This window comes from Nonomuraea sp. IBHARD001 (assembly GCF_056106265.1).
The window spans coordinates 308,062-333,708 of record NZ_JBWBBW010000001.1 but is presented as its reverse complement, the minus strand read 5'-3'; the positions used below and the strand labels follow the sequence as shown (position 1 = coordinate 333,708).

General features: G+C 68.5%; 22 protein-coding genes. 16 read left to right on the top strand and 6 right to left on the bottom strand.

The window, feature by feature from the left end; all coding sequences use genetic code 11:
* Positions 1-29 precede the first annotated feature (29 nt).
* A complete protein-coding gene (locus tag ACTWNK_RS01365) occupies positions 30-365 on the bottom strand; it encodes a histone-like nucleoid-structuring protein Lsr2 (RefSeq protein ID WP_474301634.1) in 336 nt (111 codons plus the stop codon).
* 845 nt (positions 366-1,210) lie between these two features.
* On the opposite strand from ACTWNK_RS01365, the gene ACTWNK_RS01360 reads away from it, so the two are divergent.
* The 3 genes from ACTWNK_RS01360 to ACTWNK_RS01350 all read left to right on the top strand — a co-directional run bounded on the left by ACTWNK_RS01360 (position 1,211) and on the right by ACTWNK_RS01350 (position 5,231).
* The gene (locus ACTWNK_RS01360; RefSeq protein ID WP_474301633.1) at positions 1,211-2,395 is read left to right on the top strand and encodes an AAA family ATPase; all 1,185 of its coding nucleotides are present in this window, start codon (positions 1,211-1,213) and stop codon (positions 2,393-2,395) included.
* Between the two features lie 31 nt (positions 2,396-2,426).
* Positions 2,427-4,058 carry a VWA domain-containing protein gene (locus ACTWNK_RS01355; protein ID WP_474301632.1) on the top strand — a complete coding sequence of 544 codons (1,632 nt, stop codon included), beginning with the start codon at positions 2,427-2,429 and terminating at the stop codon, positions 4,056-4,058.
* Between the two features lie 75 nt (positions 4,059-4,133).
* Entirely contained in the window at positions 4,134-5,231 is a 1,098-nt protein-coding gene (locus ACTWNK_RS01350; RefSeq protein ID WP_474301631.1) for a DUF6744 family protein, read from the top strand.
* Between the two features lie 60 nt (positions 5,232-5,291).
* Here the strand turns inward: ACTWNK_RS01350 and ACTWNK_RS01345 are convergent, their stop codons facing one another.
* The gene (locus ACTWNK_RS01345; RefSeq protein ID WP_474301630.1) at positions 5,292-7,382 is read right to left on the bottom strand and encodes an NACHT domain-containing protein; all 2,091 of its coding nucleotides are present in this window, start codon (positions 7,380-7,382) and stop codon (positions 5,292-5,294) included.
* 398 nt (positions 7,383-7,780) lie between these two features.
* Here ACTWNK_RS01345 and ACTWNK_RS01340 point away from each other — a divergent pair, with 398 nt between their 5' ends.
* The 4 genes from ACTWNK_RS01340 to ACTWNK_RS01325 all read left to right on the top strand — a co-directional run bounded on the left by ACTWNK_RS01340 (position 7,781) and on the right by ACTWNK_RS01325 (position 10,280).
* Complete coding sequence (locus ACTWNK_RS01340; protein WP_474301629.1) at positions 7,781-9,031, top strand: helix-turn-helix transcriptional regulator; 1,251 nt, start codon at positions 7,781-7,783, stop codon at positions 9,029-9,031.
* A 32-nt stretch (positions 9,032-9,063) separates the two neighbouring features.
* Positions 9,064-9,375, top strand: a complete 312-nt coding sequence (locus ACTWNK_RS01335) for a 4a-hydroxytetrahydrobiopterin dehydratase (protein WP_474301628.1) — start codon at positions 9,064-9,066, stop codon at positions 9,373-9,375.
* 345 nt (positions 9,376-9,720) lie between these two features.
* Complete coding sequence (locus tag ACTWNK_RS01330; RefSeq protein WP_474301627.1) at positions 9,721-10,038, top strand: DUF6247 family protein; 318 nt, start codon at positions 9,721-9,723, stop codon at positions 10,036-10,038.
* A complete protein-coding gene (locus ACTWNK_RS01325; RefSeq protein WP_474301626.1) occupies positions 10,035-10,280 on the top strand; it encodes a type II toxin-antitoxin system RelE family toxin in 246 nt (81 codons plus the stop codon). Before ACTWNK_RS01330 ends, ACTWNK_RS01325 begins: the two co-directional genes overlap by 4 nt.
* Positions 10,281-11,195: 915 nt before the next feature.
* On the opposite strand, the gene ACTWNK_RS01320 is transcribed toward ACTWNK_RS01325, so the two are convergent.
* Positions 11,196-12,515: an AlbA family DNA-binding domain-containing protein gene (locus ACTWNK_RS01320; protein WP_474301625.1), complete on the bottom strand. Its 1,320-nt coding sequence runs from the start codon at positions 12,513-12,515 to the stop codon at positions 11,196-11,198.
* A gap of 57 nt (positions 12,516-12,572) precedes the next feature.
* Positions 12,573-12,704 carry a hypothetical protein gene (locus ACTWNK_RS01315; protein WP_474301624.1) on the bottom strand — a complete coding sequence of 44 codons (132 nt, stop codon included), beginning with the start codon at positions 12,702-12,704 and terminating at the stop codon, positions 12,573-12,575.
* Positions 12,705-13,381: 677 nt separating this feature from the next.
* On the opposite strand from ACTWNK_RS01315, the gene ACTWNK_RS01310 reads away from it, so the two are divergent.
* The 4 genes from ACTWNK_RS01310 (at position 13,382) to ACTWNK_RS01295 (ending at position 17,450) form a co-directional block, all read left to right on the top strand.
* Entirely contained in the window at positions 13,382-14,212 is an 831-nt protein-coding gene (locus tag ACTWNK_RS01310) for a GP88 family protein (RefSeq protein ID WP_474301623.1), read from the top strand.
* 579 nt (positions 14,213-14,791) lie between these two features.
* Entirely contained in the window at positions 14,792-15,685 is an 894-nt protein-coding gene (locus ACTWNK_RS01305) for a hypothetical protein (protein WP_474301622.1), read from the top strand.
* A complete protein-coding gene (locus ACTWNK_RS01300) occupies positions 15,682-16,836 on the top strand; it encodes a hypothetical protein (protein ID WP_474301621.1) in 1,155 nt (384 codons plus the stop codon). Before ACTWNK_RS01305 ends, ACTWNK_RS01300 begins: the two co-directional genes overlap by 4 nt.
* Positions 16,836-17,450 (top strand): hypothetical protein, encoded by a 615-nt coding sequence (locus ACTWNK_RS01295; RefSeq protein ID WP_474301620.1) that lies wholly within the window; start codon positions 16,836-16,838, stop codon positions 17,448-17,450. The genes ACTWNK_RS01300 and ACTWNK_RS01295 overlap by 1 nt, the downstream gene beginning before the upstream one ends.
* Here ACTWNK_RS01295 and ACTWNK_RS01290 read toward each other — a convergent pair.
* Complete coding sequence (locus tag ACTWNK_RS01290) at positions 17,426-17,722, bottom strand: hypothetical protein (protein ID WP_474301619.1); 297 nt, start codon at positions 17,720-17,722, stop codon at positions 17,426-17,428. The genes ACTWNK_RS01295 and ACTWNK_RS01290 overlap by 25 nt on opposite strands.
* A gap of 59 nt (positions 17,723-17,781) precedes the next feature.
* Here ACTWNK_RS01290 and ACTWNK_RS01285 point away from each other — a divergent pair, with 59 nt between their 5' ends.
* The 4 genes from ACTWNK_RS01285 to ACTWNK_RS01270 all read left to right on the top strand — a co-directional run bounded on the left by ACTWNK_RS01285 (position 17,782) and on the right by ACTWNK_RS01270 (position 22,729).
* A complete protein-coding gene (locus ACTWNK_RS01285; RefSeq protein WP_474301618.1) occupies positions 17,782-18,450 on the top strand; it encodes a hypothetical protein in 669 nt (222 codons plus the stop codon).
* Positions 18,447-20,918: a hypothetical protein gene (locus ACTWNK_RS01280; RefSeq protein ID WP_474301617.1), complete on the top strand. Its 2,472-nt coding sequence runs from the start codon at positions 18,447-18,449 to the stop codon at positions 20,916-20,918. The genes ACTWNK_RS01285 and ACTWNK_RS01280 overlap by 4 nt, the downstream gene beginning before the upstream one ends.
* A 127-nt stretch (positions 20,919-21,045) precedes the next feature.
* The gene (locus tag ACTWNK_RS01275; RefSeq protein WP_474301616.1) at positions 21,046-21,696 is read left to right on the top strand and encodes a hypothetical protein; all 651 of its coding nucleotides are present in this window, start codon (positions 21,046-21,048) and stop codon (positions 21,694-21,696) included.
* A 220-nt stretch (positions 21,697-21,916) separates the two neighbouring features.
* Entirely contained in the window at positions 21,917-22,729 is an 813-nt protein-coding gene (locus tag ACTWNK_RS01270) for a hypothetical protein (protein WP_474301615.1), read from the top strand.
* 869 nt (positions 22,730-23,598) lie between these two features.
* On the opposite strand, the gene ACTWNK_RS01265 is transcribed toward ACTWNK_RS01270, so the two are convergent.
* Complete coding sequence (locus ACTWNK_RS01265) at positions 23,599-23,787, bottom strand: helix-turn-helix domain-containing protein (protein ID WP_474301759.1); 189 nt, start codon at positions 23,785-23,787, stop codon at positions 23,599-23,601.
* Between the two features lie 369 nt (positions 23,788-24,156).
* On the opposite strand from ACTWNK_RS01265, the gene ACTWNK_RS01260 reads away from it, so the two are divergent.
* Entirely contained in the window at positions 24,157-25,395 is a 1,239-nt protein-coding gene (locus tag ACTWNK_RS01260) for an IS110 family RNA-guided transposase (RefSeq protein WP_474301614.1), read from the top strand.
* Positions 25,396-25,647 lie beyond the last annotated feature (252 nt).

Sequence of the window (25,647 nt, the reverse complement as noted above, 5' to 3'; positions counted from 1 at the left end):
AGGCCAGGAAAGACGAGCAGCCTGATCGATCAGTGAGCGGCGTCGTACTGCTCCACAATGGCGGAGGCGATCCGCCCGCGCTCGCTCACCGAAAGATTCTGCTTGCGAGCCCAGTCACGAATGGCCGCAGACCTTTCCCGCGTCATTGCCGGCGTCGGCCCGCGGCGCTGCTTGCGCAATCCGGAGGCCGTTGTCGCCTTACGCGCGCGAGAAGCGAACGGCGATACCACCTTGCGCAGCTCAGAAGCGTTCTCGCTGCTCAGGTCAATCTCGTAGGAGACACCGTCGATCGCGAAGGTCACCGTCTCCTGCGCCTGGCCCCCATCAAGATCGTCGATGAGATACTCTCGAATCTGCTTCGCCATATGATGCTCCGATAAGTGTCGATTCCCGAAAGCCGCAACCGGCGAACGACGTGAGCGCAAACCATCCGCCGCACAGATTCAGCTTGGCTTCGTTCGCAAGCCAGCGGAAGACTTCAACACTCGCATATTATCCGAAGATTGCATTGTTTGTGCGAAAACATGCATGCCGCCTTTTGCTGCGAAGTGGAATCAACGCCCTGTCGTCATTTGCGGGAATGCCACGGCGCTACCAGCCGGGCCAGCCCTGGGTGAGCTGCGTGAGCAGCCGGAAGCTGTCACCCAGGCCGTGTCTGCCCCAAGGCCGCCGTCGTTGCCCGCCGGGGTGCTCGGCGGGCTGCGATCGTCACCAGGCGGAGCAACACCGGCCGGGCGCACCACAGCATCGCCGGACCCAGGCATGTGCCCATGCGACAGAGGACCTGAACGGATTCTCGTACGAGGTAAACGAGGTATGGGTGAGCATCGCTGGTGGCCCTACCGGCCAGGTTAGGGCGCGCAACATCAAACCGGCGGGCCCATGAGTGGGTGTTTCCGGCAACGCCCAACCCCATGATCGGCTGGTGCGTGAACTACCCGTCGGCGTGGGGGCGCTGTGCTCCTCCTCGAGTAGGACTTATCACCCGAGCACCGCTATCCGGTGGCCATCGAGCATGCCTGGGCCGTCACCACCTGGATCGTCGTCGATCTCAAATCAAAAACGGTCGTTTTAGTTGACGATCTTCTACCACCGGCCTAGCGTCAACTGCGCTGGGGTGTCCGAGTCCTAGCACAACGAGCCGGCAGGCTGGTGTCGGCAGGCAGTATGAGCTGGGCCGGGTCGGGTGGGGCGATGTGGTGGAGGTGTGATGGTGGATACGGCTGCTGGTTTGCGGGCTGTTGGTGATGAGGTGTCGCTGCTGTTCTTTGAGCGCGATTTCGTGGTGCGGGCGCTGTTGTCGGGGATCTTGGCCGGTCAGCACAGCTTGTTGCTGGGGCCGCCGGGTACGGCGAAGTCGGCGCTGGCGCGGGAACTGACGGGCCGGTTCACCGGGGCGCGGTACTGGGAGATCCTGCTGAGCAAGTTTTCGGATCCGAAGCGGATGTTCGGGCCAATCGACGTGGCCGCGCTCACCCGGGGTGAGTACCGGCAGGTGTTCGAGGGGCGAGCGACCGAGGCGCACATCGCGTTCATCGATGAGATCTTCAAGTGCTCGGCGGGGGCGTTGAACGAGACGCTGGCCTTCCTCAACGAGCGCCTGTATCACCCGGAGAACGGCGGGGCACCGATCGTGTGCCCGCTGATCAGCGCCATCACCGCCTCGAACGAGCTGGGCAGCGGGGAGGAGATCAGCGCCATCTACGACCGGCTGCTGGTGCGCTTGGAGGTCGGTTACCTGGCCGACCCGGGCAACTTCGCGGCGCTGGTGCGCTCGGCCATCACCCCGGAGGTCCCAGCCCAGGTGACCACCGTGGACCTGGCCGATCTGCGCCGGGCGGTGGAGGTGGAGGTGCCCGCGGTCGGTGTCGGTGACGCGATTGTGGAGGCGATCTGCACGCTGCGGGCCGCGTTGCGGCGCGCGGAGCTGATCGCCTCCGATCGCCGCTGGCGGGCGGCGGTGCGGTTGTTGCAGGCCAGCGCCTATCTGGCCGGGCGGGAGGAGGTTGAGCCCGCCGACCTCGACATCTTGACCGCGGTGCTGTGGGATTCACCGGCCGAGCGCACCCGGGTGGAGCGGGAGGTGCTGCAGCTGGTCAACCCCGACGCCAAGGAAGCGCTGGACCTGGCCGATGCGATCGAGGAACTGGAGGCGCAGCTGAACGCGATGGCGGGCCAGTCGAAGGAGGCGCTGAACAGCTGGGCGATCAAGGAGGCCAACGGCAAGCTGGCCAAGGCGGGCAAGCGGCTGGGCAAGCTGCGAGCCGACAGCGCGGCCGCCGGTCGTTCCACCGCTGTGCTGGACCGGGTCGCCGTGCGGCACAAGGCCGTTTACGTGAGGGTCATGGTGGAGGCGCTGGGGATGGACCCGTCCATGATCAACGCCGGACTGTGACGCCCACCGGACGATCGAGAGGGACGGCTTCATGAAGGTGCGGGAGAAGCTGAAGGATCTGGCGGCCAGGGCAGCCAGCACGGCCGGTCGCTGGCTCGGCCTGGCCGCCGAGGCTCCGCCTGTGGCTGCGGTGGTCGGCGACCGCTTCGACGACATGAGCTGGCGCGAGATCTACGACCAGGCCGATGCACTGCGCGAGCTGGCCGAGGAACTGGCCGAGCGCTACGACCACAGCACCGACCTGCTGAAAGACGTGTGGACCGCCGCCTACAAAGCCGCTCCCCTCTTGCGTGAGCGCGAGCGGATGGACCCCTCCCGGGTGGTCAACCACCGCGTCATGGACGCGCTGATGTCCAGCCCGGAGTTCGCCGACCTGCGGCGCGAGAGCGCCGGAGACGCCTACGCCGCGGCGATGGCCGTGCTGTCGCAGGCCTCGCACCTGCGCACCCTGCTGGAGAGGTCCCAGCAGGCCCAGCAAGGCGCCAGCACGGCCGCCGAAGCCCGATCCCGCGCCCTGCAGGCCGCTGGTGAGCTGGCCGCCGCCCTGCAGGCCGCCCACAACGCCGACGCTGATGATGACGAAGCCGAGGGTGACGGGGGTGGTGCGCTGGCTGAGGCGGTGCGGGAGGTCGAGCGGGCGCTGGCGGCTGCCCAGGCTGCCGACGCCCGCGCCGAGCAGGCCGACGCCGCCGCCGAGACGGCCTTGGCCGCCGCGGGCCCGGCGATCCGTAGCGCGGCCCGCGCCGCCGCCGCGGCCGGCGCCGAGGCACTGCGCCGGGAAAGCGAGCTCATGGCGGCGTGGGGGGTCGGTCCCGGGCAACTGCAGCGCATGGACTACGCCGCCCGCCGCCGCCTGGCCCGCCGCCTGTCCGGCGGGCGGCTGGGCGCCTTCGCGCAACTGATCGGCCGCTTCCGGCAGATGGCCCTGGGCCAGCGGGCACGCCGCACCGAACACGCCACCGGCGAACTCGTCGGCATCACCCTGGGCGACGACCTCGGGCGGCTGATTCCCTCCGAGATCGCCTCCCTGGGCGTCCCGGCCCTGCGCGCGGTGTTCGCCGCCCGGCTCGCCGAAGGGCGCCTGATGATCTACCAGACGCGAGGGGAGGCCCCCTCCGGTCAGGGCGCGATCATCGCCGCCGTGGACTGCTCCGGCTCCATGGCCGAGCGCACGGCCGGGGTCAGCCGTGAGGCGTGGGCCAAGGCGCTCACCCTCGCGCTGCTGGATCAGGCCCGCCAATCCCGGCGCGACTTCGCCGCGCTGCTGTTCGCCGGCACCGGCCAGCCCCTTCATCTCTTCCACTCCCCCGCCGCGGCGCCCGCCCCCATCGAGGAGGTGGTGCGGATGGCCGAGCACTTCCCCGGCGGCGGGACCGACTTCACCCTCCCCCTGGAGGCGGCAGCCGACCTGCTGGCGGCCCAGTACGACGCCGACGGGCGGGCGCGCGGCGACATCGTGCTGATCACCGATGGCGAATGCCAGGTCGGCGAGGCGTGGATGCGTTCCTGGCAGGAACGCAAAGCCGTCCTGGACTTCCGCCTGTTCGGTGTCGCCGTGGGGCGGAGGCCCGGGCCGGTGCTGGAGGCGCTGGCCGACAACCTCCGCCACATCGAGGACCTGACCGATGTCGAGGCCACCGCCGACATGTTCCGTGTCATCTAGAAACAGCGGCCGAGGCCGGCCCACACGGACAGAACTAAAACGCTCGTTTTCGTTTCCTTGGGAGATACTGAAGTCATGAGCAGCCAGTCGGCCGAGGCAGGCCAGGCACACCAGGCAGGCCAGGACGGCACGGGTCTGGGATTCGGTGACGCCTACAGCGCGGCGCTGGAGGCCAGCGGCATGCCGCTGCTGGGCCATGTCGTCCTCTACAGCGTCTTCGACGGCCGGGTCACCCCCGGCCAGCTCGAGCTCTGGTTTCGGGAGCTGGGCCTGGACGCCGCCCTGCTGCCCGGCCCCATCCGGCCGATGGACGTGTTCGAGCGGGTAACCGGCCCCGCCGGGGTGCGCAGAAGCTACCCGCTGGACTCCCCCCAGGGCCGTCGGCGCGGCGATCGCCGCCCCACCGACGGCACCGCCCGCGAAGCGCTGCTCATGGTCCGCCACGTCCGCCGCGACGGCGACCAGCTGCTCCGCCATGTGGTGCGCGAGGTCCGCGACGAGCGCAAAGCGCGCCTGACCTACGACGCCCGCCTGGCCGACGTCGTGTTCGTCCGCGACAACTCCCCCACAGCCTTGACCGGTGCCGGCACGCTGAAGATCACCCCCGACCGCGCCGCGATCGCCGCCCTGCCCGAACCGGAGCAGAAGGCGGTCGCCGACCTCCTCACCGAGATCGGCGACACCTACACCACTCAATGCCACTTCCTGACCGGCGACCGGCTGCGCTCCATGATCCGCGCCTACATCGAAGGCCTGGACGCCATCCGTATCCGCCCCACCGGCGGCGTCTACTTCGTGGCCATCTCCCACGCCGCGACACTGGGCGCCCTGCGCCACCTGGTGGCGCGCATGGGCGCGCCCAGTGAACTGAGCCGCATCCCCATCCCCGACCAGGAAGAGATGCGCGACATGATCGCCAAAGCCTTCACCACCCGCGCCAAGGACGACCTCGACAAACTCGCCGCCGAAATCGCCGCCACCACCCATCAGGGCAGCACCGCGGCCGCCGTTCAGAGCCTGTTCAAGCGCTTCGAGGGACTCAAAGCCTCAGCCGCAGCCCACTCCGAACTGCTGTCCACCAGCCTCGACGAGACCGCTGATGCCATGCGGCTGGTCCAGCTACAGCTCGTGTCCCTGCTCGCCCAAGCCGACGGCAGCGACGACGAAGACTGAAGGCAGGCGCTGACATCCGCTCCAGCATCAGCTGGTCGACCTCACTCGCTCTATTGCGTCCTAAGTGGTTGGCGGCAGGGCGGCGAGGTGGTCTTGGAGTTCGGCGTGGCGGAACTGGTAGATGGGCCCGACAGTGCGGAGCAGACCTAGGCGATGCGCATCATCGAGGAAGGCCATCAGATGATGGGGTAAGTTCTCATCCTTGGCCAATCGCCGGACGCCAAACGTATAGGCCAGCCAAGCGTGGTGCTTTCCTGTCACGAAACCAACTAAGAGCAGGATAGTGAGCCCAGTGATGGGTCCATGCGTGAACTCGGCCGCGAGCCCTACCGTGAGGATGGCCGCGATCCCGAACACAAGTCCGTAGGCCATGACTCGCAGCAGCGTAAGACTCTTGTCAGCCTTCCAGCTCGACAGAGGGGTGACCGCGACAGTGATCGATGCGGGTTGTTCAGCCCAGAGGATCATCCCGACTGCGAATGAGCCCGCAATCCCAAGCGTGAGTCCGCCCATGATCCCGTTGGTGATGCCGCTGCCCATCCCGAACGAGATCCCGAACACGAGCCCTATCACGAGTCCGCCCGCGAGGATGTTGTTCACGTGTCTAGCAAGGTCGCCGATTCTTCCTGCTAGCCGCAGGTCGGCATATCCGGGGACCTCGGTGAACCATTTGCCACCCGTAAGCCAGAGTGCCAACCCGACTGGGAGTCCGACCGAGAGGAAGGCAGCGATCCCAAGCTCGAGCCCGGCTGCGAGGCCGGCTACGAGGCCGGTCGCGAGCCCGACTGTGAGACCGATCGTGAGCCCGGTGCGTACTACAGCATGGCGTTGCGCGGCGGGTGTGAGAGTGTGCTGGGCGAGTTGCCACCAGGCTAGGTCGTAGGTGTTGTGCTGGTGCAGCACGCGGGCGAGGTAGGCCAGGTGATCGCGAGCGTGGTCGGGTTTCCAAGCAGTGCGCGGCCGGAAGTGCTCGGCGGGATCGCTGCTGGGAGGCCGGCTGCCGATGACTGCGGGGATGAGGTGATCGAACAGATGCGCCCGCAGCACTGTCTCCTGTCGAGCCAGAGGGCTGGTCAACGGTGCGGGGTCTGCGGCGGGATCGACATAGACGGTGCGGATCAACCACAGTCCCAGCGCGGTTTGAGTCAGCCGACTCAAACCGGGGTGTGAGGCGTTGCGCAGGGCCGCCCAGACCGGGGCCCAGTCATGACGCGGAAGCGGGGGCAAGCTGGTACGCAGATAGCCCTCGGCGTCGGCGAGGGTGATGACGTCGGGTGCGATGACCGCAGTGGCGGGCAGCACCTTGTCGGCCTGCTCGATCGCGGTGGCGTACTCGGGGGTACGGCTGGTGAGGATGAACTGGTCGCCTTTGTTCAGTGTCTGGTTCAGCGCCGAGATCGCCGCCGCACGCGCTGGGGCAGGGATTTCGTCGAGGCCATCGAGGATGGGCAGGACATCACCATGTGCGACCAGCTTCTTGGCGGCATTGGTGCCGAACTCGGGCGAGCGTAATGCCGGGTAGTCGGCGGCCAGGCGGATGGCCAGCCAGTCGTGCAGGCGAGGGAAGGTGGTGGTGTTCCATTCGTTGACCGGGAGCAGCACCGGTACCGGGTCAGCGGCGTCCTGCTCTGCAGCGAGTTCCAGCAGCAATTGGATGGCCAAGGTGGTCTTGCCGGTGCCCACGCCGCCGGTGATGACCAGGCGCCGACGTCGAAGGTTCCGAAAGGTGCGAGCCAGAGCCGGGATCTGATCGCTGGAGCCGGTGAACGTCAGAGGGTGCTCGCCGACCAAACGCGGATGATCCATCAAACCCGCGTCGCCGGTCAAGCGCCACGAGACCGGCATCGGCTGGGGCTTATCGAGGGACCGGATGGTCTCCTCGGTGCGCCATTGTTGCAACACCTGGACGGTCAGTCGCTTCTTGGCCGCCGAGAGGACCTCCTCGGCTGGCACCGACGCTGCCCGTGCAGCGTGGTCGGCGCGCATGCCGTAGAGGGTCAGCGCAAGGCCGATCACACTGATGAACGCTCCGGCCACGCTGGCCGTCTGGTCGGCCTGGTCCCATTCGACCTGGATGACGTACAGGCCCATCACACCAAGGGTGACGACCAACAGGACAAGGCCCGCCCATTTCACAACGCGTCCCGACATGCCCCTCATGATCGCGCAGCGGAAACATCACAAGGAGCCGTTTGGAGGAAAGGACAGCGTGAGCCGCCGTCAGCAGCCGATGCTCTGGAGACGTTGTCGGCCTCCAGGACGAAGTTATGACACGAGAGCGCCTGAACATGAGAGCCGCCGATCTCATTTGCTAGATTGATCCTGCATGCTAAAACGAGTGTTTTTGTTGTCAGAGAGTGAACCCGCCAATCTAGGGGGTCCCACACAGGCCATAGCGGGCAGGGTCTGTCGAGCATTCCTGGACGAACTGGTGCGTCACTGTCTGCAAAGACCGTCTAGCGTCGAAGACCGCACACTGGCGAAGGCTAGGGTGGAGCGAGACGCTGATTCAGCCCGGAACCCGGAACAATGGATGGAGCTCTCCGCAGATGAGAGACCAGCACAGGCCCGCGTGGGCGGTACGGCTGCGTGCCATCCGGGAAGCTCTCCTGCTGAGCCCTAAAGACCTTGCAGCGCAGCTTCGCCAGGCAGCTGGCCCTGAGGTTCGCCTTCCCCAGCAGGCCAGCCTTCTGCGTTCCCTGCGCGACTGGGAGGCGGGCGAGTACCAGCCCCGCGCGCTGTACAAGACCCTTCTCAGCCGTGTTCTCGGCGTCCCCGTCGAGGAGTTGTTCGCCAAGGGGCTACCCCCGGCGGTCGGGCACGAGGCCCTCGCTCCCCTCACCGGCCACGACAGCGCCGATCTTCCGGTGCCCTGGGAGATCGCCCCTCATCCCACGATGGCGGTGCCCCACGTGGCACCGGAGCTCGTCGACTACTTCAGCTCCCAGCTGAGCGGCCACTACCGGGCCGACATGCTCCATGGCCCCCACCAGCTGCTTCCCAGCGTGATCGTTTCACATCAGACGATCACCGGCGTGGCCGCCCAGGCGCCCGACGAGCTCCGGCGCCGGTTCTTGCAGGTCCAGACCGCTTACGCCGCGTTCATCGGCTGGCTCTACCAAGACGCCGGAGACCTGCGCCGTTCGGCTGGATGGCGTGCCCACACACTGGATCTGGCTCACCGCGCCCACGACCATCAGCTGATCGCCTACGCGCTGATCAACAAGGCGATGCTGCGTACCGACACCGGCGACGGCCCCGGCGTGGTCGACCTCGCCGGGGCTGCGCTCGCGGACGCGTCACGCCTGTGTCCTAAAGTACGCGTCCTGGCGCTCGTGCAGGGTGCTCACGGCCGGTCCCTGACAGGTGAGCGCGCTGCCTGCGATCGGGCGCTGGAGAAGGCCGCCGCCTTGTCCAGCTCGATCGACGACTCCTTCCAGTGGGGTAACGCCGCCCGGCGGACGCCGCACCATCTGGGGGTGCAGCGTGCCACCTGCTACGGGCGAATGGGGCTTCACCGTCAAGCCACCGCCCTGTGGGCCGAGGCGCTCGCAGCCCAGCCTGCCACCTCCCAGCGGGACGTCGGTGTCTTCCGGGCGCGCTACGCCGCATCGCTTGCCGTCGAAGGAGAGGCCGAGCACGCCCTCGCCCTGGCCGCTCCGGCGATCAAACTGGCCGGTGAGACCGGCTCGGCTCGCATGCGCACCGCGTTGTCCACCCTGCGCGGCGCCATGCACCCGTGGGCCCGCACCCGTCACGGCCGCACACTGGATGACCTGCTGACCTCGATCTCCCTTTGACAGGCTCCGGCCCGGAACAGGATCCATCCACGATGGCTCTGCCTCATCCTCTGACCGATCAGGAAATCGGCGACCGGCTGGCGGGCCTGCCCGGGTGGCGGCGGGTCGGCGACGCGATCGAACGCAGCTTCACCCACACCTGGCACGAGTGCGTGCACCTGGCCATGTACGTCGCGGCCAAGGCCCGCGAGGTCGGCCACCATCCCGACATCGACATCCGCTGGCAGCGCATCACTTTCCGCATCACCACCCATGACGCCGGGCATCGGCTGACCGCCAAAGACTTCGAGCTGGCCACCCACATCGACGCCATAGCCGCCGGGCACCAGGCCCGGCCCGTGTGAGCCGCAGAGGTGCCCGGCTCTGGTGAGACCACGCCCGCAAAGCTGGTTGATGGTGCTCAGCATGGACCCGGCCGAGATGAGGCAGGTTCGCGCACACACTGTGGAACCGTCCGTGCGACGACCGCCTGCACGCGCTCCATCCCGAAGACCAACGCCCCGACGTGTTTCAAAGGAGCGAGAGCGGCGGTGTGAACCACCTGCCAGACAGGGGACGGACAGTCGGGTAGGGCGATGAGAAGCTCGAAACAGGGCCGTTGCAGCGCGGAAGGGGGCCATGATCTCGCCGCCCTCGGTGTGCTGCGGCTACGCTGAAGGTGTACAGACCCGTGCAGGAAGGGCTACAGCGTGAGCGCGCAGCCGGTGGAACCGCACCCGATCGAGCACGACCCGGACGAGATCCTCACCCGTCTGCCCGAGCTGTACCGCGCCCGTTTCCTGGCCGACTACCGGGCGGCGATGATCGCCGCCGCGCACGAGACCTGGCGGTGGGAGCATCTCGCACAGACGCTCAGGCTCTGGCACCTACGCTCGCTGGCCTACAGCAAGCCCGGCTACGAACTCGCCCGCACCGAGGCAGCCGCCGGCGTCGGTACTGTCCCGGCCGAGGACGTCGTTCCCGGCTGGGCCGACCTGGCCGCCCGCCGCACAAGCCGCCCGGCGTGAAGTACCGCATCAACTTCCACGCATCCGCCGCCACCGAGATTCCCGGCCTGCCCGCCGACGCCTGGCAGGCTCTGGTCGAGGAACTTTTGATCATCGGCTCGGACCCACACCATCGAGGCCTGCCTGATCCGGAGGATCCGCGCTTTCGCGAGCAGCTCTTCGGCAGCGCAGGCCTGGTTGGATACGTGATCGACGACGGTGCCGCGATGGTGCACGTCTACTCGATCCTGTGGGCAGGCTGACTCTCCAGGCGCGGGTACCCGCTCACCTGTGATCGGCGTTGGTGGTGCCAGCCCCCACCTCTCGCGCAGGTCATTGCTCCCGATGGCCCGCGCCCTCCCACCTCGCCCGAGTCCGCCGAGGATGGACGCTCCCCAACCTCACCTTCTTGGGCCTACCGACGAAACCCCTCCGATCTGGGATTCTCTGGCCGCAGAGAACATCGGATCCCACACTGGTGAAGATCATTTACTAGGGTGGTTGGGTGAGTAGTGAGCTGTACCTGCAGGTGAACCGGGGAAGTTCGAACTGGTCTCAGCGATGATGATCGGCCGAGCGAACTCGGTCAGGTCTCCATGCGGCGATACGACGAGTCGGGGCGAGAGTGCGGCGACACCACGCACCCGTCAGTGACGCTTTGACGCCGCATCCGCAACATGATTACCGCTGCGGTGGAACCGCGATACGGCCACCGCGACGGCGAACTCAACTCGTCATGGGACGGCCGAGATACGCCCACCCGGCTCGACGACATACCGACCAGCACCACGATCCCGCTCTCAAACCGCCGCTCCGCTGCGACCTCGGGCAGCCGCAGATCGTGGTCGCGCAGGACGCAGGCGGGCAGAGCCGCAGCACACCTCCGAGGTGAACGGGTCGTTCATCTCGGCCTCGGTGGCTCTTGAGCCCAGGAGATGGTGAATCAGCTGGTTCATTCGACAACCTGCACGCCCCGACTCCTTTGCTTTCGATGGATTCTGAACCTGCGGCGTTCGAGGAACAGGCCACCGCGTGCCAGTCGCGGATGTCCAGCGAGGACGAAACAAGGGAAGGGGGCACGCCAGTTCGCTCGACCTGGTGCAGGAGCGCGTCAGGTGCGTGACCGGGATCCTCACTGTGCTCGGACAAGTCTCTGGCCCATACGGTACTGAAGATCCTCAGATGGGCGGGAGCGGGTGAGCACGCAGATGGCGCTCCATGCCCAAAAGCCCGGCGTCCAGAGCGGTCTGGATCAGCCATGCCTCCACCTGCTCGCGGCGCTGCAGGGGATCGGCCAGGTCAAGGCCGGGGTCGGCCAGCAGGTGCGCGCCGCTAGAGGTGCCAGCCTCAGGGATCGGAGCAAGGTCGCCCGTGTCAAGAACGTGCGGGATCGGACGCGCGGCGACGATGTGCAGGACGCGGGGCTGCGCGAGTGTCAGCGCGTCAACGAAGGCCAGCCCGGCCAGAGCCCCGACGACCTGCTTCTCCACCAGGGACGAGATCATCGCTTCCACGACCAAGCCGAGCGCTTCGACGCTCATCAGCCACGGCTCCCCCGGCGGCGGCTGCCGCCCGCTCACCGGCCGCCAGCCCTCCTCCTGGAGCGCAGCCCAGCCCGCCAGGCGCGTGGTGACGTCCAGATGAACACGCAGATGAGTGCCATAGTGGCCGTATCCGCCAGGCATCTCGGCCGTCAGTGACGCCTCGACGGGCATCAGCGGGTTTCGCCTGCGATCGGCCGGGAACGCCTGCCAATGGAGACGGATTACGCGTGAGCGGTTGTGCCCCCGCCGTTCGAAGGGCCTGTTATCGCCACCTCGAGCAACCAACCCGGACAGGACGGCGGGCAGCTGCGAGTGGCTCAGCGCCTGTGCCAGTTGGTCGGCGTGCTGCTCGCCCAGTGGACGCCAGACTGCCCGCCGGTCAACGTCGATGCTGAGGCCGGAACGGATGACGAGATCGGCCTGCTCATCTGTTCCAGTGACATCGCGAGGGATGTCGGGCCGCTGGATGGTCCACGGATCGGCCTGGGTGCGCCTGTCGCCTTCGACGAACAATGCGGCCAGCTCCTGCCAGCTGGCCGGGTGGGTGGTGTTGTGATTGCGGATCGGTGCGGCCCCCTCGACGAGCAAGGGGCGGGGCGCCGAACCGAGAACCACCCGCAGCATCACCACATAGCGGCCGGAGTCGTCGTCCATCGGGACCGGGATGATCTCCGGAGCCCACGGCGGCTCGAGGTTGCTGTGGCAGTGCTGAGCGACGGCCTCGATCGTTGACTCCTTGACTCCGGTGATCACCCGCTTGTCGCTGACACCGACCAGAACCAGCCCGCCGTAGGCGTTGGCCAAGGCGGCCACCGCTTTGGCGATGCTCTGGGTCATGTCGGCTTTGTACTCGACGGTGGGCATCTCCGGGCCCACCAGTTGCACCAGCCGACGGATCCGTTCCATCGTCACCTGCGAAGGGGCGCCATGAAGCAGAGCCTGGATCAAGGACACAGCGGCCATCATCGCGGACCTGCATGGGCGAGGAACGCAGTTCTCCAGGTTCGACTCTCATTCGTCCGGACAGGCCGGGGCATGCTGCTCCATCGCATCAGCGGTGAACCGAACCTCGGTGCCCAGATCGCTGACAGAAGCGGCCACCATGAGCGGCAGGCAGGCGTCGGCGGCGGCGGCGCGGATCATGGCACGTGCGCGATTGGTGAGAGCCTTTGCAGCTCACCACCGGAAACAGATGACTTTCTCGACCAGTGGTGCCACCTTCACCAGCCAGACGTCACGGCAACACGCACCATCGAGACACTCACTGACCAGCAGCCAGGCGAGCCACTCACGCCGAACGGAACGTCCCCAGCGCAGGCCCAACCTGCACCCCGCCGCCGCACGACCCAGCACCCAGCCAGCCACAGGCCTCGCCATGCCCCGACCGCAGGGCAGCACCAGAGCATCTCATCTCGTCGATCCACAGGCCCGAACCCGGACGAACCCGATTCGGAAATTTCGGAAGCGACAAGATCCCGCCTGATCGTGATGACCAAACGGGATTTTGCGACCTCTGTCCAGCCGTCTCAGCAACGGCCCGTGAGTGATGGTGGTTGGTTTACGCACCGGACCCCGCTGTCCGCCGAGGAGCATGTCATGCATGCGCTGCGTGCAGGAAGGCCGATGCCGCGCTGCGCGCGGTCGCCCTGCGGGCGAGCCTTCCTTCACTCCGCGCATGCATGAGGAGATCGGCGAGCAGCCAGCGGGTGACCGAGCCCGCTGCGGTCCGGCCGCCCAGATTCGGCGTCGCCCGATCGGCGGGCCCGGAGAACCGGGTCGAGACGAGCCACCGTGAGGCACCAATCCTTGACGGAGTATTCATGCACGCAGCCGTCAAGCAGTCGTCGCGGCCCCGACGACTGCTGTCCAACAGCAACCGCAATCTCGCCCGCGACAAGATCTGGAGCTGGGCCATCCCAGCCTATGAAGCGACGTTGCCCGATGGCCGGACCGTGCGAACGTGCCCGTCGGCTGGTGTGTGCGCCGAGGTATGTTACGCGCGCAACGGCAGCTACAACTACCCCAACGTGCGCGCCGCGCATCTGCGGAACCTCTTGTTCGTTCTTGAGGACCTTGCGGGGTGGGAGGCGGCGATGATGGCCGAACTGGCCGCGCCACGATTCGTCGGCAGCTACGTCCGAGTGCATGACGCAGGCGACTACTTCTCCGACCGATACACGCTCGCTTGGCTACGCGTCATGCGCGCCAACCCGCAGACCTTCTTCTACAGCTACACCAAGGAAGTGGCCCGCTACGAGCGGCTCATCGAGCCGGACCCGCCCCCAAACACGCGGTGGATCTGCTCCCTGGGCGGGACGCAGGACGAACGTCTCCATGTCGACCGCCACCGCATCGCGGACGTTTTCCCGACCGAGGAGGACATCGATCGGGCAGGCTTCCACTCCCAGCGGGAATCCGACCTGCTCGCCGCGTTCGGGCCGGCACCGGTCGGCATGGCCAGCAACCCGATCCGCCACTACCAGCAGCGCCAGGGAAACCGGACCTTCGGCGAATGGCAACTCGAGGTCGACGTGCACCGGGGCAAGAGCAGGTCACGACCGCTGCTGATCCACCGGTCAGACGCGTTGACCGATTCCGGCGACATCCGGAGCCGCTCCAGGTGCGCCCCCGAATCTCCTCAAGACCAGTAGCTGGGCTCTGCCCAGCCCCATCCAGCCCCATCCAGCCCCGGCCTGCGCCCGCCGCCCCAGATCCCGCACCGCCCTCTGCCGTGCCTACGCACCCACTGAAGGAGGCTCGCCAACCGTGCCTTGACCAGACCGGCTTGCCCATCCTGCCACCCTCACCTTCCGCGGGGCGCTCCCACGCATCCGCGAAAGGCGCGGCCCATTCCATGACCCATCGCACGACCACGACGAGCACCTCGCCGCCCCGTCGCCACATCACCCACCAGCAGCGGCCGTGGGCCAGGTCGCCCGTGTGGGCGGCGACGCTGAGAAGGGCGCCCATCGCCGAACCCATCAGCGCCCGCCTCCGGCGACCAAGCAGCCCGCACCGGATCCGGGCGCGGGAAGACGACACAGCCCCGGCCGCCACCGCAGCCCGATGTGGCAGAGCCGCTCGCCGCCGCAGCCCGACCCGGCCGTCTGGTACCGCGCGGTTCTCGAGCATCTGGCCTCGCGCCCCACCTGCGGCCATGGCCACCGCTGCTTCAACCGCCACTGCCACGCCCACGACAGCTACGACCTGAATTGAACCTGGGAGCGATCGTGTCCAAGCGCTACGAGGTGGACGACGCCGCCACCGACCTGCAGATCCTCACCCCCGATGACGACCCGGAGGAGCACCATCTCGACCTCGACGCCGGCAACTACGCCCTGGTCATCGGCAACCCTTGGTCCTCGGCTTTCGCGATCGAAGGATCGCCCACGGACCTGCACGAATTCGGGCAGCGGGTGACCGACCTGCTCCAGCAGCGGCTCCCGACCGCCCCGCCGCCCAGGCCCGGCGCACGAGGCATCCAGGGCGCGTCCCGCTGCCCGGCGTCCGGGCCGACGATTGTCCTCGACAACCGCGACCGCGGCACCGATGTTGCCGCCGCCGAGCTCATCGACTTCGACCAAGAAGACCACCTCATGGCCGCCCGCGAGCAGGTCGCCGACACCCTGCGCGGTGGTCATGTCATCCGCGAGTACGTCTTCGACCTCCCTATGATCTTCACCGCGATGGTGAAGGCCACCAGCGAGAGGCAAGCACGCGAACGCCTGCACGACATGGCCGACGTCGAGCTTGGCGCTACGAGCGAGCACGTGGCGCTGTCGTGCGGCGAGATCGATGACGCCGTCCCCGACCTCGTCAGGATCGACCAGATGGGGGCGGCGCCCCGACCGGGCGTGCCCGCCTCGACCTCCCCGCAAGACGGGCAAACCCACCCCCTTGAACCCGCTCACACGAACATGGGTGACAGCTTCACCGACCGCGACCTCGAATGCCTCGCCAAGACCGCAGGCGAGCTCATCATGGGGCACGACCCCGACGCCGACCTGTCCACGCGCCAGCGAGAACTCGCTGAGCGTGCCTACCACCTCCTCACCGACCACGGCCTCGACGGCCAACCCGGCCCCTCCGGCGGTAACCACGAGGAGGAGGCGAAAGATCGATGAATGAGCATGACCTGCCGTTCAGGGTCGGCATCGAGACCATGCCGCTCCGCAGCAACGGCCATCTGATCTCACGGGCGACCCATCTAAGGGTGCTGCGACCGGTCGACGGCGAACGTCTCCTGGTGCTGAGCGGCACGCATCGTTGCGCCGTGTGTGGCCTGCTGCCGACATTGGTCGCGGCTGAAGGCGCTGCCGTCGTCCGCGACCCGTGCCCTCTCCCCGACGGCCTCACCACCGAGATCGCCATCGACGTGCCGTCCGGGAAGCTGCTGGTCAGCGACAGCCTGCATCCCATCTATGACTGGCAGAACGCCTCACCCGGCAGCTACAGCACGGCCGTCGGCCAAGCACAAGCGATCAAGGACATGGCCGCGATCGGCTGCGCGTTCGGCGCGGCGAGCAACTGCGAGCTGGGTCTCTACCGGACCGGCCCGTCCAGCTACGTCATCGCCACCCCGGGTTATGACGATGACGACAACCCCTCGCTTCCTGAAAGCGACCGTCTGGCCAGCATCTGCACGGATCTGTGGGCCTACTCCATCGCCGACCTGCTGGCGTGGCAAGCGCGAGGCGGTGACCCCGCTACCCTCGGCTGGAGCGACACCGTCGTGGAGGTGACGCCTGGCCGGGTACCGATTCATCTACCACGGAGGCGAGCGCGGCTTCGATCCCGACGCGGCCGACAGCGTGGTCTGGGCACACATCGATCGCGTCGCGTGAACGGTGCCGCAAGGGCTACCTGCCTGCCTGGCGACGCGGTCGAGGGGTCGCCGAAGGATCCGGACACCTTCGCGCTGCGGGAATCCGCCCCCTGTCAGCAGGTCCTGCCGCACGAGGCCGCACCCTGCGCCGCCGCAGCGCGCCGGACGAACAGCGTCACCGTCCCCGGTCGGCTCACCGCCGCACGCCTCATCGACAGCCTCCGCCAGTTCCCGCCGGATGATGAAGTGTGGGTCTCCGGGCCACCGTTGGCGGACGGCTACCAGCCGCTGCTTGCCGAGCCCGTGGCCGGGTGCGACCCCGACCTCGCGCCGGATGAGCCCTGCCGGTTCGTCGTCCTGCACCTCGATCCGGGCAGTGCCGGCCGAAAGCACGATCATCCTGGCGAGCCTGAATCCCGTGACCCGCGCCGCCGAACGTCGGCAGCTTGATGAGCCGCCAGTTGACGCTGCGGGTGTCGCCGGTGATCGCCTTCTACGAGGTGGAGATGGCAGAAGCTCAGGAACTGCTGATTCAGTGGCGCCACCCCCTCCATCTGCCCGACGCCGACTACCCGGCCGGAAGGCCGTACACCCGGCCGTACGGACGTCTGGCGTTCGTGATGGAAGAGCACGGCCGGCGGGCCGCCGCTGTCGTCCTGGCCAGCACGGTAAATTCCAGTGTCTCCCAGGCCAGAGGCTGGCACAGGTACAACACCCTCGACCTCGCCAGAATCGCGCGCAGCCCCGACCGCCGGGACCGAACCTGTCTGCGAGCCGTGTTGCGGCTGACGCGCGACTACCTGGCCCCGCTGTGGCTGGGCACCTACCCCCGGTGGGACGCGCGCAGCGCCGAACTCTGCGGCAAGCCCACGATCGCGGCGCTGTCCAGCACAAGTCTGCCCGGCACGCCCGGCAGCATGTACCGCTTTGACGGCTTCGAGCGCATCCGCACCAGCAAAGGGGCCAAAGGCGGCGGCCATCAGCAGCCGAGCGCCGCCAACGCCATCGCTGACGGCGCGCGAGGGCTCTGGGTGTACCGCTACCCGGAACCGCTGCGGTCATAGAGCCGGGCGAGACTCTTGCCCGCTCGTCTGTTTCCGACGACGGCCGACTGGTGATTGAGGCGGCATACCGTGCCCGGCGCCTGCTGCAGCTCGGCACCAGGTGCCCGTTCCTCCTTGGCGAGGTGGAGGAATTCACCGCTCTCGGCCACCGCCTGGACACCTGACTCTGCCGCCGACGCGGACGTGCCGCCCGACACGGCTGCGCCGGGCAACCTCCCCTGCATCCCCCTCATCGTGGCGCCGAGCTTCACCACGGCGACCTGCCAGCTCAACCGCTGCGATCACGAAAGGCCTCGCGCATGTCCACCACAACCTCTCAACTGGGAACCTCATGATCAACCCTCTGACCTGCCGGAACCTCCAGCTTCGTGTGGCCGCGGCGATCCGGCTCGGCTATCGCGTCCACCTGCCTGGCAGAGATCGCAAAACGATCCAGCTGCTCACCTTGACCGGCGACCCGATCGACGAGCGGAACATCACCGACTTTCCCGATCTGGCAGCGGCGGTCGACGCCGTCCTGGACGGCCGCAGTTCCAGTGGCGAGCTGGAACAGGGCAGGTGGGGAACCGGTGTCCGCCCCGGCTACTCCTGGAAACCCTGCCGCTTCTGCGGCCACGCCGACCGCGACCACGCACGCACCCTGTGCCGGGCGTGCGGCATGCCGCAGTGCCTGACGGGCGATCGGTGCGGCATCTGCCTGAGCGGGTATCTGCGGGGCGTCTCCTACGGCCTGTACGGCGATGACCGGCTGTGCGGCTACAAGAGGTGCAGGGAAGAAGCCGTCAGCGCCGCCCCCCGGATCCGGCGTGTCTGCCGTGAGCACCTGGATGGCCCCACGCGGCGCTGGGGCGGGGAAACGATCCGGCTCAGTGACGACATCACCGCGCATGTCGCCCAGCTCGGGCAGACCAGCGGCCTGCGCGACTACCAGATTCGCCGCTGGTTTCCCGAGCCGCAGCCCATCAAAGTGCCAGGCCCGCCGCCCCGGGTGGCTCGGTGAGCCAGAAACCCGACTACCAGGCCGTCGCCGACCTTGGCCCCGGCATCGGTGACCAGCCCGCTTCCGACCTGGCGCCCCACGACGCAGTGGCCGCCGACACCGCGTGGCCGGAGGCGGACACCGCCGACCCGCTGCGGATACTCCTGAACTCCCCCGAGGCGGTGCGCGCCTTCTGGGAATCCGGTGGCGAAGCGGAGCCCGGCCCCAGCACGGACCGGCGGCGGCTGCAGCACGCCGCCGACAAGTACGTTGAGGTGCGCCTGTCCGACGACGGCGGCCTCGTCCTTGCCCGCCAGTTGCGCAGTGGACCCTGGCGAGTCCTGGATCTGAGGGCGCGGCCCACCTTCGGCGGCGAGGTGGCGACGCTGACCCGGGTGCGTGACCTCGCCCAGAGGATGGAACGCGACCTCGTCGACGCCGACGGGCTCGCGCTGGACTGGAACAACCCGAATGAGGATCAGCGCTACGGCTGGCGATCGGCGCGCGGCGAAGGGTTCGAGGCCGCCGCCGAGCGCATCACGCGCGAGCACCGCGCCGCCTGCGACACCGCGGCGAGCACACGCGGCTGCCAGGGCCGCACAAAGGTCGGTGACGCGGCGGCGGTCCGCGCCTACTGGGCACGCGGCGGCCGCGACGACCCCGGGGACGTCTCCCCCGCCCGATGGGAGCAAAACCGTGGCCACATGCGATGGATGGCCGACAACGCCCAGGATCTGAAGGTGTCACCCGGTGGCCAGCTCATGCTGGTCCGTGTCCGCAAAGGCCTCCTCTGGGGCGTCACCACGATCGATGGCACCTGCGTGCGCGAGGGCTTGCCCAGCGAGAAGCAGGCACGGGAGTTCGCCGACCGGATCGAACGTGAGCTGGTCGACGTCGCAGGGAACCGGCTGGACTTCAACGCCCCGGACTTTCTCACCCGGGTCAAGACCTTCCGCACGCGCGGCGGCGAGAGCGCAGCTGAAGCGGTGGCACGCATCATCACGGGCGGCCCCGAGCCCGCCTCCGCCTGTCCGCCCGAGGCGCAGCCTCCTGACGGCGGTTTTCCCACCGTGCAAGCCCTGCGCGCTCACCTTCGCCAGACGCTCGCAGAACACGACGCGGCACGGCGCGCGTTCCTGGCCGGACTCGCCGACGACCCGACGCTGGAGCTTTCCTCGACGGGCCGGTTGGCGATCGTCAAGGGCACGGAGCGCGGCAGCGGCTGGCAGGTGTATGCCCCGTGGCAGGTCCGCCTGGTCACCCTGGGCACCACGCTGACGTCGAAGGCGCAGGCGCGCACGGTGGCCACCGTGCTGGAGGCGATCACCGACGCCGAAGGCATCCCGGTCCCCTGGGCGTCACCCACCCTGCTCGCCGACATGAAGGACTGGCGTGACGCGGACGGCCGCACCCTGCGCCAGGCCACCCTGGCCGCCCTGGGCCAGCACGACATCGACGGTGGCCGACCCGACAGCGCCGCCGCGCGAGGGTTCCGGTCGGCTGAGGAGAGCAGGCGGCGCACCCGGGCGCTGCAGGAGCGGGCCACGGCGGGCGGCTACCGCATTGGTGACGTCGGGGACCTGGTGGCCGGTGACGAGATCGAGCTGGAGGCCACCGTCACCGATACGCGCAGGCCCGGAACCCTGGGCGGCTGGACCAACCAGAATCTGCTCGACGGGGACGACCCGCCAGCCGAGCCGTATACCGCGCTCACCATCCGGGGCCGCCTGCGGTGTGAACCGGAGCTGCGGCACGCCGCCGAGCGGGGCGTCATCTGGAGCTTCGAGCCGCACGCCACCTGGCACACCGAAGACGGCCGCAGCGGCCCGCTGCGGCAGGGAACCTTCCGCACGGCCGAGCACCAACGGCGGGTGCTGCTGCGCCGCGACGACGAAACCGATCGCGTCCTTCCCACCGCCGAAGGTCTCACCCGTATCGGAGCGGTCTACGGTCTGCCCGCCGCGTCGGTCCAGCGCATGGTGCAGGCGCTGAGCGGCGCGTTCGCCGACCGGTTGCCGGTCGACGCCCGCCGACGGTTTCGGCGGCTGCGCGCCGTGCCCGACGCCGAGCTCGACCAGCTGATCACCGGCATCCGCACCTATCTGGACGTGCGCCCCCAGGCCGTTGAAGTGATCAACAGCTGGAGGATCGGCAACCCGGCGGGCAACGACTCCCTGATGGACGGCGTCTTCGCCGCCGACCTCACCGCGATCGCCGCCGAGCGGACACGCCGCGGCCTGCTCCCGCCAAAGCAGCGCTACCTCGCAGGAGCCGACGTCGCCCGACGCCTGCGCGACGGCGAGCGGGTCGACCTGACCACGCTGGACAGCGAACAGCTGCGAGGCGCCGCCGACTACGCCGCCAGCACCCGCCGGTGCTGGGCCGACTACCTGCTCAGCAGCCTGCCCGACCGAGACGAGCGGGCCGGCCGCTGGAATCCCGCCGTTCAGGCGCTGACGGCCGAGCAAGCCCGCCGCGATCGCGGCTAGGACGACCGCAGCGCGTTGAGCGCAACAGGCCGCTCACCTGCCGCGGCCCCGGCCGGCTGCGAGCGCACCCCTCCACGCGGCCTCCCCGTGACCACGATCAACCATCGTCCTTGGAGTCAGACTGATCATGACTGAACCCGCCCCCGACTCACGCTACGCCCAGACGGTCGAGAAGTACCTGGTCTGCACGTGGGACAAGTACGCCCAGCCCGTCATGGTGGCCGCCACCCGGGAACTGGCTGAGCAGTACATCGCCGGCCAGTGGTCGGATGAAGGCTATTCGATCCAGACGATCCAGGAACTTCGCGCCCTGCCCGAACGGCGGTCCCTCCACCTCCTGCGCGGCCGCCTGCCGTACGCGACAGGCCAGGAGCCCGCCCGACAACGGGAGGAGGATCTGGAGTTTCCTGGGTTGGGCAACGGCACCATCGTCTCGCTCGACCAGACCACCAGCAGCGTGACCGAGCGTATCCCCTACGGCTGGGACGTGAACGTTGCCAGCTGGGACCGCGACGCCGCTGACGCAGCTTTCGAGGCGGCGATGACCGAAGCGCACGCGCGTCGCACCGCGCTGCGGCAAGCCTTCAGCCGCTTCCCCACCGGGTGCGCGGTGAGCACCCACGACGGCCGGACACTGATCCGTGTCAGCCAGGAGGGCATCGCGTACTGGAGATCAGCCAGCAACCAGGTGATCCACGACGTGCACCTCAACCCCGCAGAACTCACCCTGCTCACGCTCCTGCCAGATGCTGACCACCCCACGGGTGAGCACGCCTGACCGCAAGCCGACAGCCATCCGCACGACGCAGCGCGAGAAGCAGTCGCGCTCCTCCCACTCCGGCGTCCGGCCACCCTCGCCCGGGGCCGATGAGTCCGTCACCAGCCCAGTGCGGCGCCGACTACCGCCCGGCTCCCCAACTACCGCAGCCGCGGCCTCCCCTCGGCCACGCACACCGCGCTCCCTCTCACTCCTTTCACTCCCGCCAGGAGATCTCGCCATGCCCGACATCAGTCCCCTGACGCTGACCAACGCTCAATGGCAAACCGTTCTCGACCGCGTGGATCCGGACTTCGCCCTCCTCAACTTCGCCGACCTGGCCAATCTACTGGCCGAGGCTCAGCGTGCCCTGCACCCAGGCCTCACCGAAGACCACGCCTGCCAGCCGCTCCAGGGGCTGGGGGCGTGGGCCACAGGCGGGCACGACGACGAGACCTTCCTCCTCACCGTGGCCACCGGAAACCTGTGCCTGACCACCGCCGCCCACCTGGAGATGCGCACCTTCATCAGCTCCGACGGCAACCCAATCCAGGCCAGGCGCAAGCCGGGCCGAGCGTTCATCCGGTCGGTGCTCAGCGAGCTGATCTCCTTGCGCAACCACCTCCTGGTCCAGGCCGCCATCGACTACGCCGAACTACAGCCGTCCGGCGTGCACGCCTACGCCGAGCACACAGGCCTGGACGTCGAACACCTTGCCCGGCTAAACCCCGACTACCGAGCCGACCCAGCTACAGCCGTCGACGACCTGGTCAAGCGGCACGGTGCTGCTGGCGCCCTGGCCCGGATGCGGGAGTTCGCCGAGAATCTGGACCCGCTGGTCACCATCCGAGCCGGACAGCTGATCTGCCCGGCCTGCGAGGCGGCCGACACCATCGGGGAGGACGAGCTCGCCACCCGCACCAACATGCTGACCGTCGACGAGGACGACACGACGATCCTCACGGACCTGGGCGACAGCCGCTTCGAACGCGATCGCCTCCGATGCACCAACTGCGACACCACCGTTCGGCTGCACCCCCGCAACGAGACCTGATCAGCCCGCGGTCCACGGACAGGGCCTGCACCGCCACCCCTGGCCGTCGCAGGCCCTTGACCGCAGCCAGCACACGCTGGTGGTGGGCGTGTCCGCCTCGGGCGGCAACGCCCGGGTCCCGGGTCGTCGACGCGCTCGCGCGCTGCCAAGCAGGACTGGACGCTGGCCGTCACCTCGACCGCAGACAGCCCGGTGGTGCGGCCGCCGAGCACGCACTGGTGCTGCCTTTGCACGGGTTGCCGCCGTGCCCGGGGGCCCGCACCTTCCAGGCCAGCCTCCTGGCCCTGTACCTCGTTGCGATCGAGACCGGCAGGGCCTGCGGCCACCTCGGCGACGGCGAAGCCGATGACATCGCCGCTGAGCTCGCTGCGGCGGCCGCCGACCTGGTACGGCATGGCTGCGCCCAGGTTGCCGAGCAGGTGGCCGGCGCGCCGGTGATGTTGGCGCTGGGCAGCGGCCCCGGCTATGGCAGCGCCCAGTTCACCGCCGCCAAGCTCGTCGAGACGGCTGGGGTGTTCGCCACCGCCCAAGACCAGGAGGAGTGGGAGCACGTGGAGATCCTGGCCCGCCCGCGGAACATGCCGACCTTGGTGTTCGCGCCGCCGGGCCGTCCAAGGGAGCGGGCGCTGGCCGTGGCACGGCGAGCCCGAGCACTCGGCCGCACCGTGATCGCCGTCGGCGAGGACGGCGATGCCAAGCTCGCGGCGGCCGCCGCAGCGGTGCTGCTGGTGGGGGCGGGGTGCGTGAGGAGTTCTCTGCGCTGCTGGCGCAGGTCGTGGCCGGATATCTGGCTGGCGAGGTCGCGGATCGGCTGGGGCGGGTGCCGTTGTCCACCAACCATCCCTGACAGCGAGGGGCGGGCGAGATGCTCAATTCGGCCCCTCAAGATCCCGGGCGAATCTATCGGAAGGATACAGCTGTACCTCCAGGGCCTGCTCCAGGCGGGCCAGCGTCGCGACATCACAGTAGACGTCGCCGAGCAGTACCCGGCTGATCGTGCGCTGCCCGAGGCCTGCCCGGTCGGCGAGCGCCTGCTGTGACAGCCCGCGCTCGTTCATCTCTGCCTGGAGGCGGCGAGCGATCTCCTGGGCGTAGTGGGCTCCCGGCGGGGCGTCGGAGGTCAGCTCAGCCACGGGCCATTCTCCAACGGCGAGGTAGGTGTTGGGGGGTTGGTCGTTGCGCACCCGCCGGGCCCTCCCCGCACCTGTGACGTCCTGGGTCGTGTGTCGTGTCGAGTCATCGTCCCACCTTCCTTTCAGCCATATATGGCTGATCAGTGTAGGGTGCTGCCTGGGCCCGGGAGAACGCCTGTTGCGACCCCGGACCGGTATGACGGTGCCCGCTTCCCGCGGCGCCGTCGGTGAGTCCTCAGACCGAGAACGAGCAACCCGGGCCCAGCCCATTAGCCAGAGGGAAACGGAGAGGGCATGCCACAGTTCTGGTGCGGCATCGACTGGTCGGAGACCTTCCATGACCTGGCCGTGCTCGACGCCGATGGCACCGTCGTGGCACAGACGCGGTTCCTGGAAACCCCCGAAGGTCTGCGTACATGCCTCCAGACGCTGTCGGGCTTGAGCTCCTCGCGCCGCCACTCCCGCAAGCACGTGCCCATCGCGATCGAGACCAGCCGCTCTCTGCTCGTGACCGCTCTGCGCCAGGCCGGGCAGCGGGTGATCGCCATCAATCCGACCGTCGTGGCTCGCTACCGTGGCCGCGTCTCCCCCGCCAAGCGACGCAAATCCGATCGTGGGGACGCAGAACTACTGGCCAACATCATCCGCACCGACCCGCATCTGCACCGGGCGCTGCCCGCCACCTCCGACCACGCGCTCGCCCTCACCGAACTGGCGCGAGCACAGAGCCATGCCGTGCGTCAGCAGCAGTACTTCGTGCGCCGGCTCCGCAGCCAGCTGCGCATCTACTATCCCGCCGCACTGCAGGCCTGGCAGGACCTACCGAACAAGCTGCTGCGCGCCGAGGCGCGCGCGATGCTCCATCTGGCACCTACCCCCACCGCGGCCGCGCGACTGACCCGCCGTCAGATCGCCGATGCGCTGTCCGGCGCAGGCCGGTTCCGCCTGCTGGATGACCACACACAGCGTCTGCATGACCTGTTCCGCCTCAAGCAGTTGCGCCAGCCTCCGGCCGTCGAAGAGGCGATGGGGCAGGCGATGCTCGCCACCCTCGATCTTCTCGATCGCGCCCACCACCTGGCCACCACTCTCGAGACTCAGGCCGGTGAAGCCTTCGCCGAGCATCCCCACGCCCGCATCTACCGGTCCTTTCCCGGCGTCGGCCCTGTTCTGGGAATCCGTCTGCTGGCCGAGCTGGGCGACGATCTGAACCGGTTCGCCTCCAAGCGAGCTCTGCGCGCGTATGCGGGCACCGCACCCCTCACCTGGTCCAGCGGCGGCAGCCGAGCCGTCAGCCACCGCCGCGTCGCCAACAAGCGACTCAAAGCCGCAGGTCACCAGTGGGCGTTCGCCAGCCTCACCCGATCTGAAGGGTGCCGTCGGCACTACGACCGGCGACGCGAGCACGGCGACCGCTACGCCGCCGCGCTACGGAACCTGGCTGGGCGACTCCTCGGTTGCCTGCACCACTGTCTGACCCACGGCCTCCTCTATGACGAGGAGACAGCTTTCCCGCCCACTGAGGCTGGGTGAGCTGACGGGTGACCGGGATCATGTCTAGGACCCATCCCGAGCCACGAGCTCGTACGCGGGAACGACACACCGGTCGTCCGTCAGCTCACCCAGCTTGTGGTGTCCTGCCAAGAACAGGTGCGACCAGGTGCGCTGGATGTAGACGCACATCGGTGTTGGACACCGATGCCCCCGGGGTGGCTGGCGTGGCTGAAGGCCTGCGCGCCCGGGTGCGACCGGTGGAAGACCACCAGGTCGACGCCGTGGAGGTCG

Bases quoted from the DNA above. Each gene is read 5' to 3' on its own strand.
- ACTWNK_RS01365 (WP_474301634.1), bottom strand. From the start codon at position 365: ATGGCGAAGCAGATTCGAGAGTATCTCATCGACGATCTTGATGGGGGC.
- ACTWNK_RS01360 (WP_474301633.1), top strand. From the start codon at position 1,211: ATGGTGGATACGGCTGCTGGTTTGCGGGCTGTTGGTGATGAGGTGTCG.
- ACTWNK_RS01355 (WP_474301632.1), top strand. From the start codon at position 2,427: ATGAAGGTGCGGGAGAAGCTGAAGGATCTGGCGGCCAGGGCAGCCAGC.
- ACTWNK_RS01350 (WP_474301631.1), top strand. From the start codon at position 4,134: ATGAGCAGCCAGTCGGCCGAGGCAGGCCAGGCACACCAGGCAGGCCAG.
- ACTWNK_RS01345 (WP_474301630.1), bottom strand. From the start codon at position 7,382: ATGTCGGGACGCGTTGTGAAATGGGCGGGCCTTGTCCTGTTGGTCGTC.
- ACTWNK_RS01340 (WP_474301629.1), top strand. From the start codon at position 7,781: ATGAGAGACCAGCACAGGCCCGCGTGGGCGGTACGGCTGCGTGCCATC.
- ACTWNK_RS01335 (WP_474301628.1), top strand. From the start codon at position 9,064: ATGGCTCTGCCTCATCCTCTGACCGATCAGGAAATCGGCGACCGGCTG.
- ACTWNK_RS01315 (WP_474301624.1), bottom strand. From the start codon at position 12,704: ATGATCCGCGCCGCCGCCGCCGACGCCTGCCTGCCGCTCATGGTGGCC.
- ACTWNK_RS01310 (WP_474301623.1), top strand. From the start codon at position 13,382: ATGCACGCAGCCGTCAAGCAGTCGTCGCGGCCCCGACGACTGCTGTCC.
- ACTWNK_RS01300 (WP_474301621.1), top strand. From the start codon at position 15,682: ATGAATGAGCATGACCTGCCGTTCAGGGTCGGCATCGAGACCATGCCG.
- ACTWNK_RS01295 (WP_474301620.1), top strand. From the start codon at position 16,836: ATGAGCCGCCAGTTGACGCTGCGGGTGTCGCCGGTGATCGCCTTCTAC.
- ACTWNK_RS01285 (WP_474301618.1), top strand. From the start codon at position 17,782: ATGATCAACCCTCTGACCTGCCGGAACCTCCAGCTTCGTGTGGCCGCG.
- ACTWNK_RS01275 (WP_474301616.1), top strand. From the start codon at position 21,046: ATGACTGAACCCGCCCCCGACTCACGCTACGCCCAGACGGTCGAGAAG.
- ACTWNK_RS01270 (WP_474301615.1), top strand. From the start codon at position 21,917: ATGCCCGACATCAGTCCCCTGACGCTGACCAACGCTCAATGGCAAACC.
- ACTWNK_RS01265 (WP_474301759.1), bottom strand. From the start codon at position 23,787: ATGAACGAGCGCGGGCTGTCACAGCAGGCGCTCGCCGACCGGGCAGGC.
- ACTWNK_RS01260 (WP_474301614.1), top strand. From the start codon at position 24,157: ATGCCACAGTTCTGGTGCGGCATCGACTGGTCGGAGACCTTCCATGAC.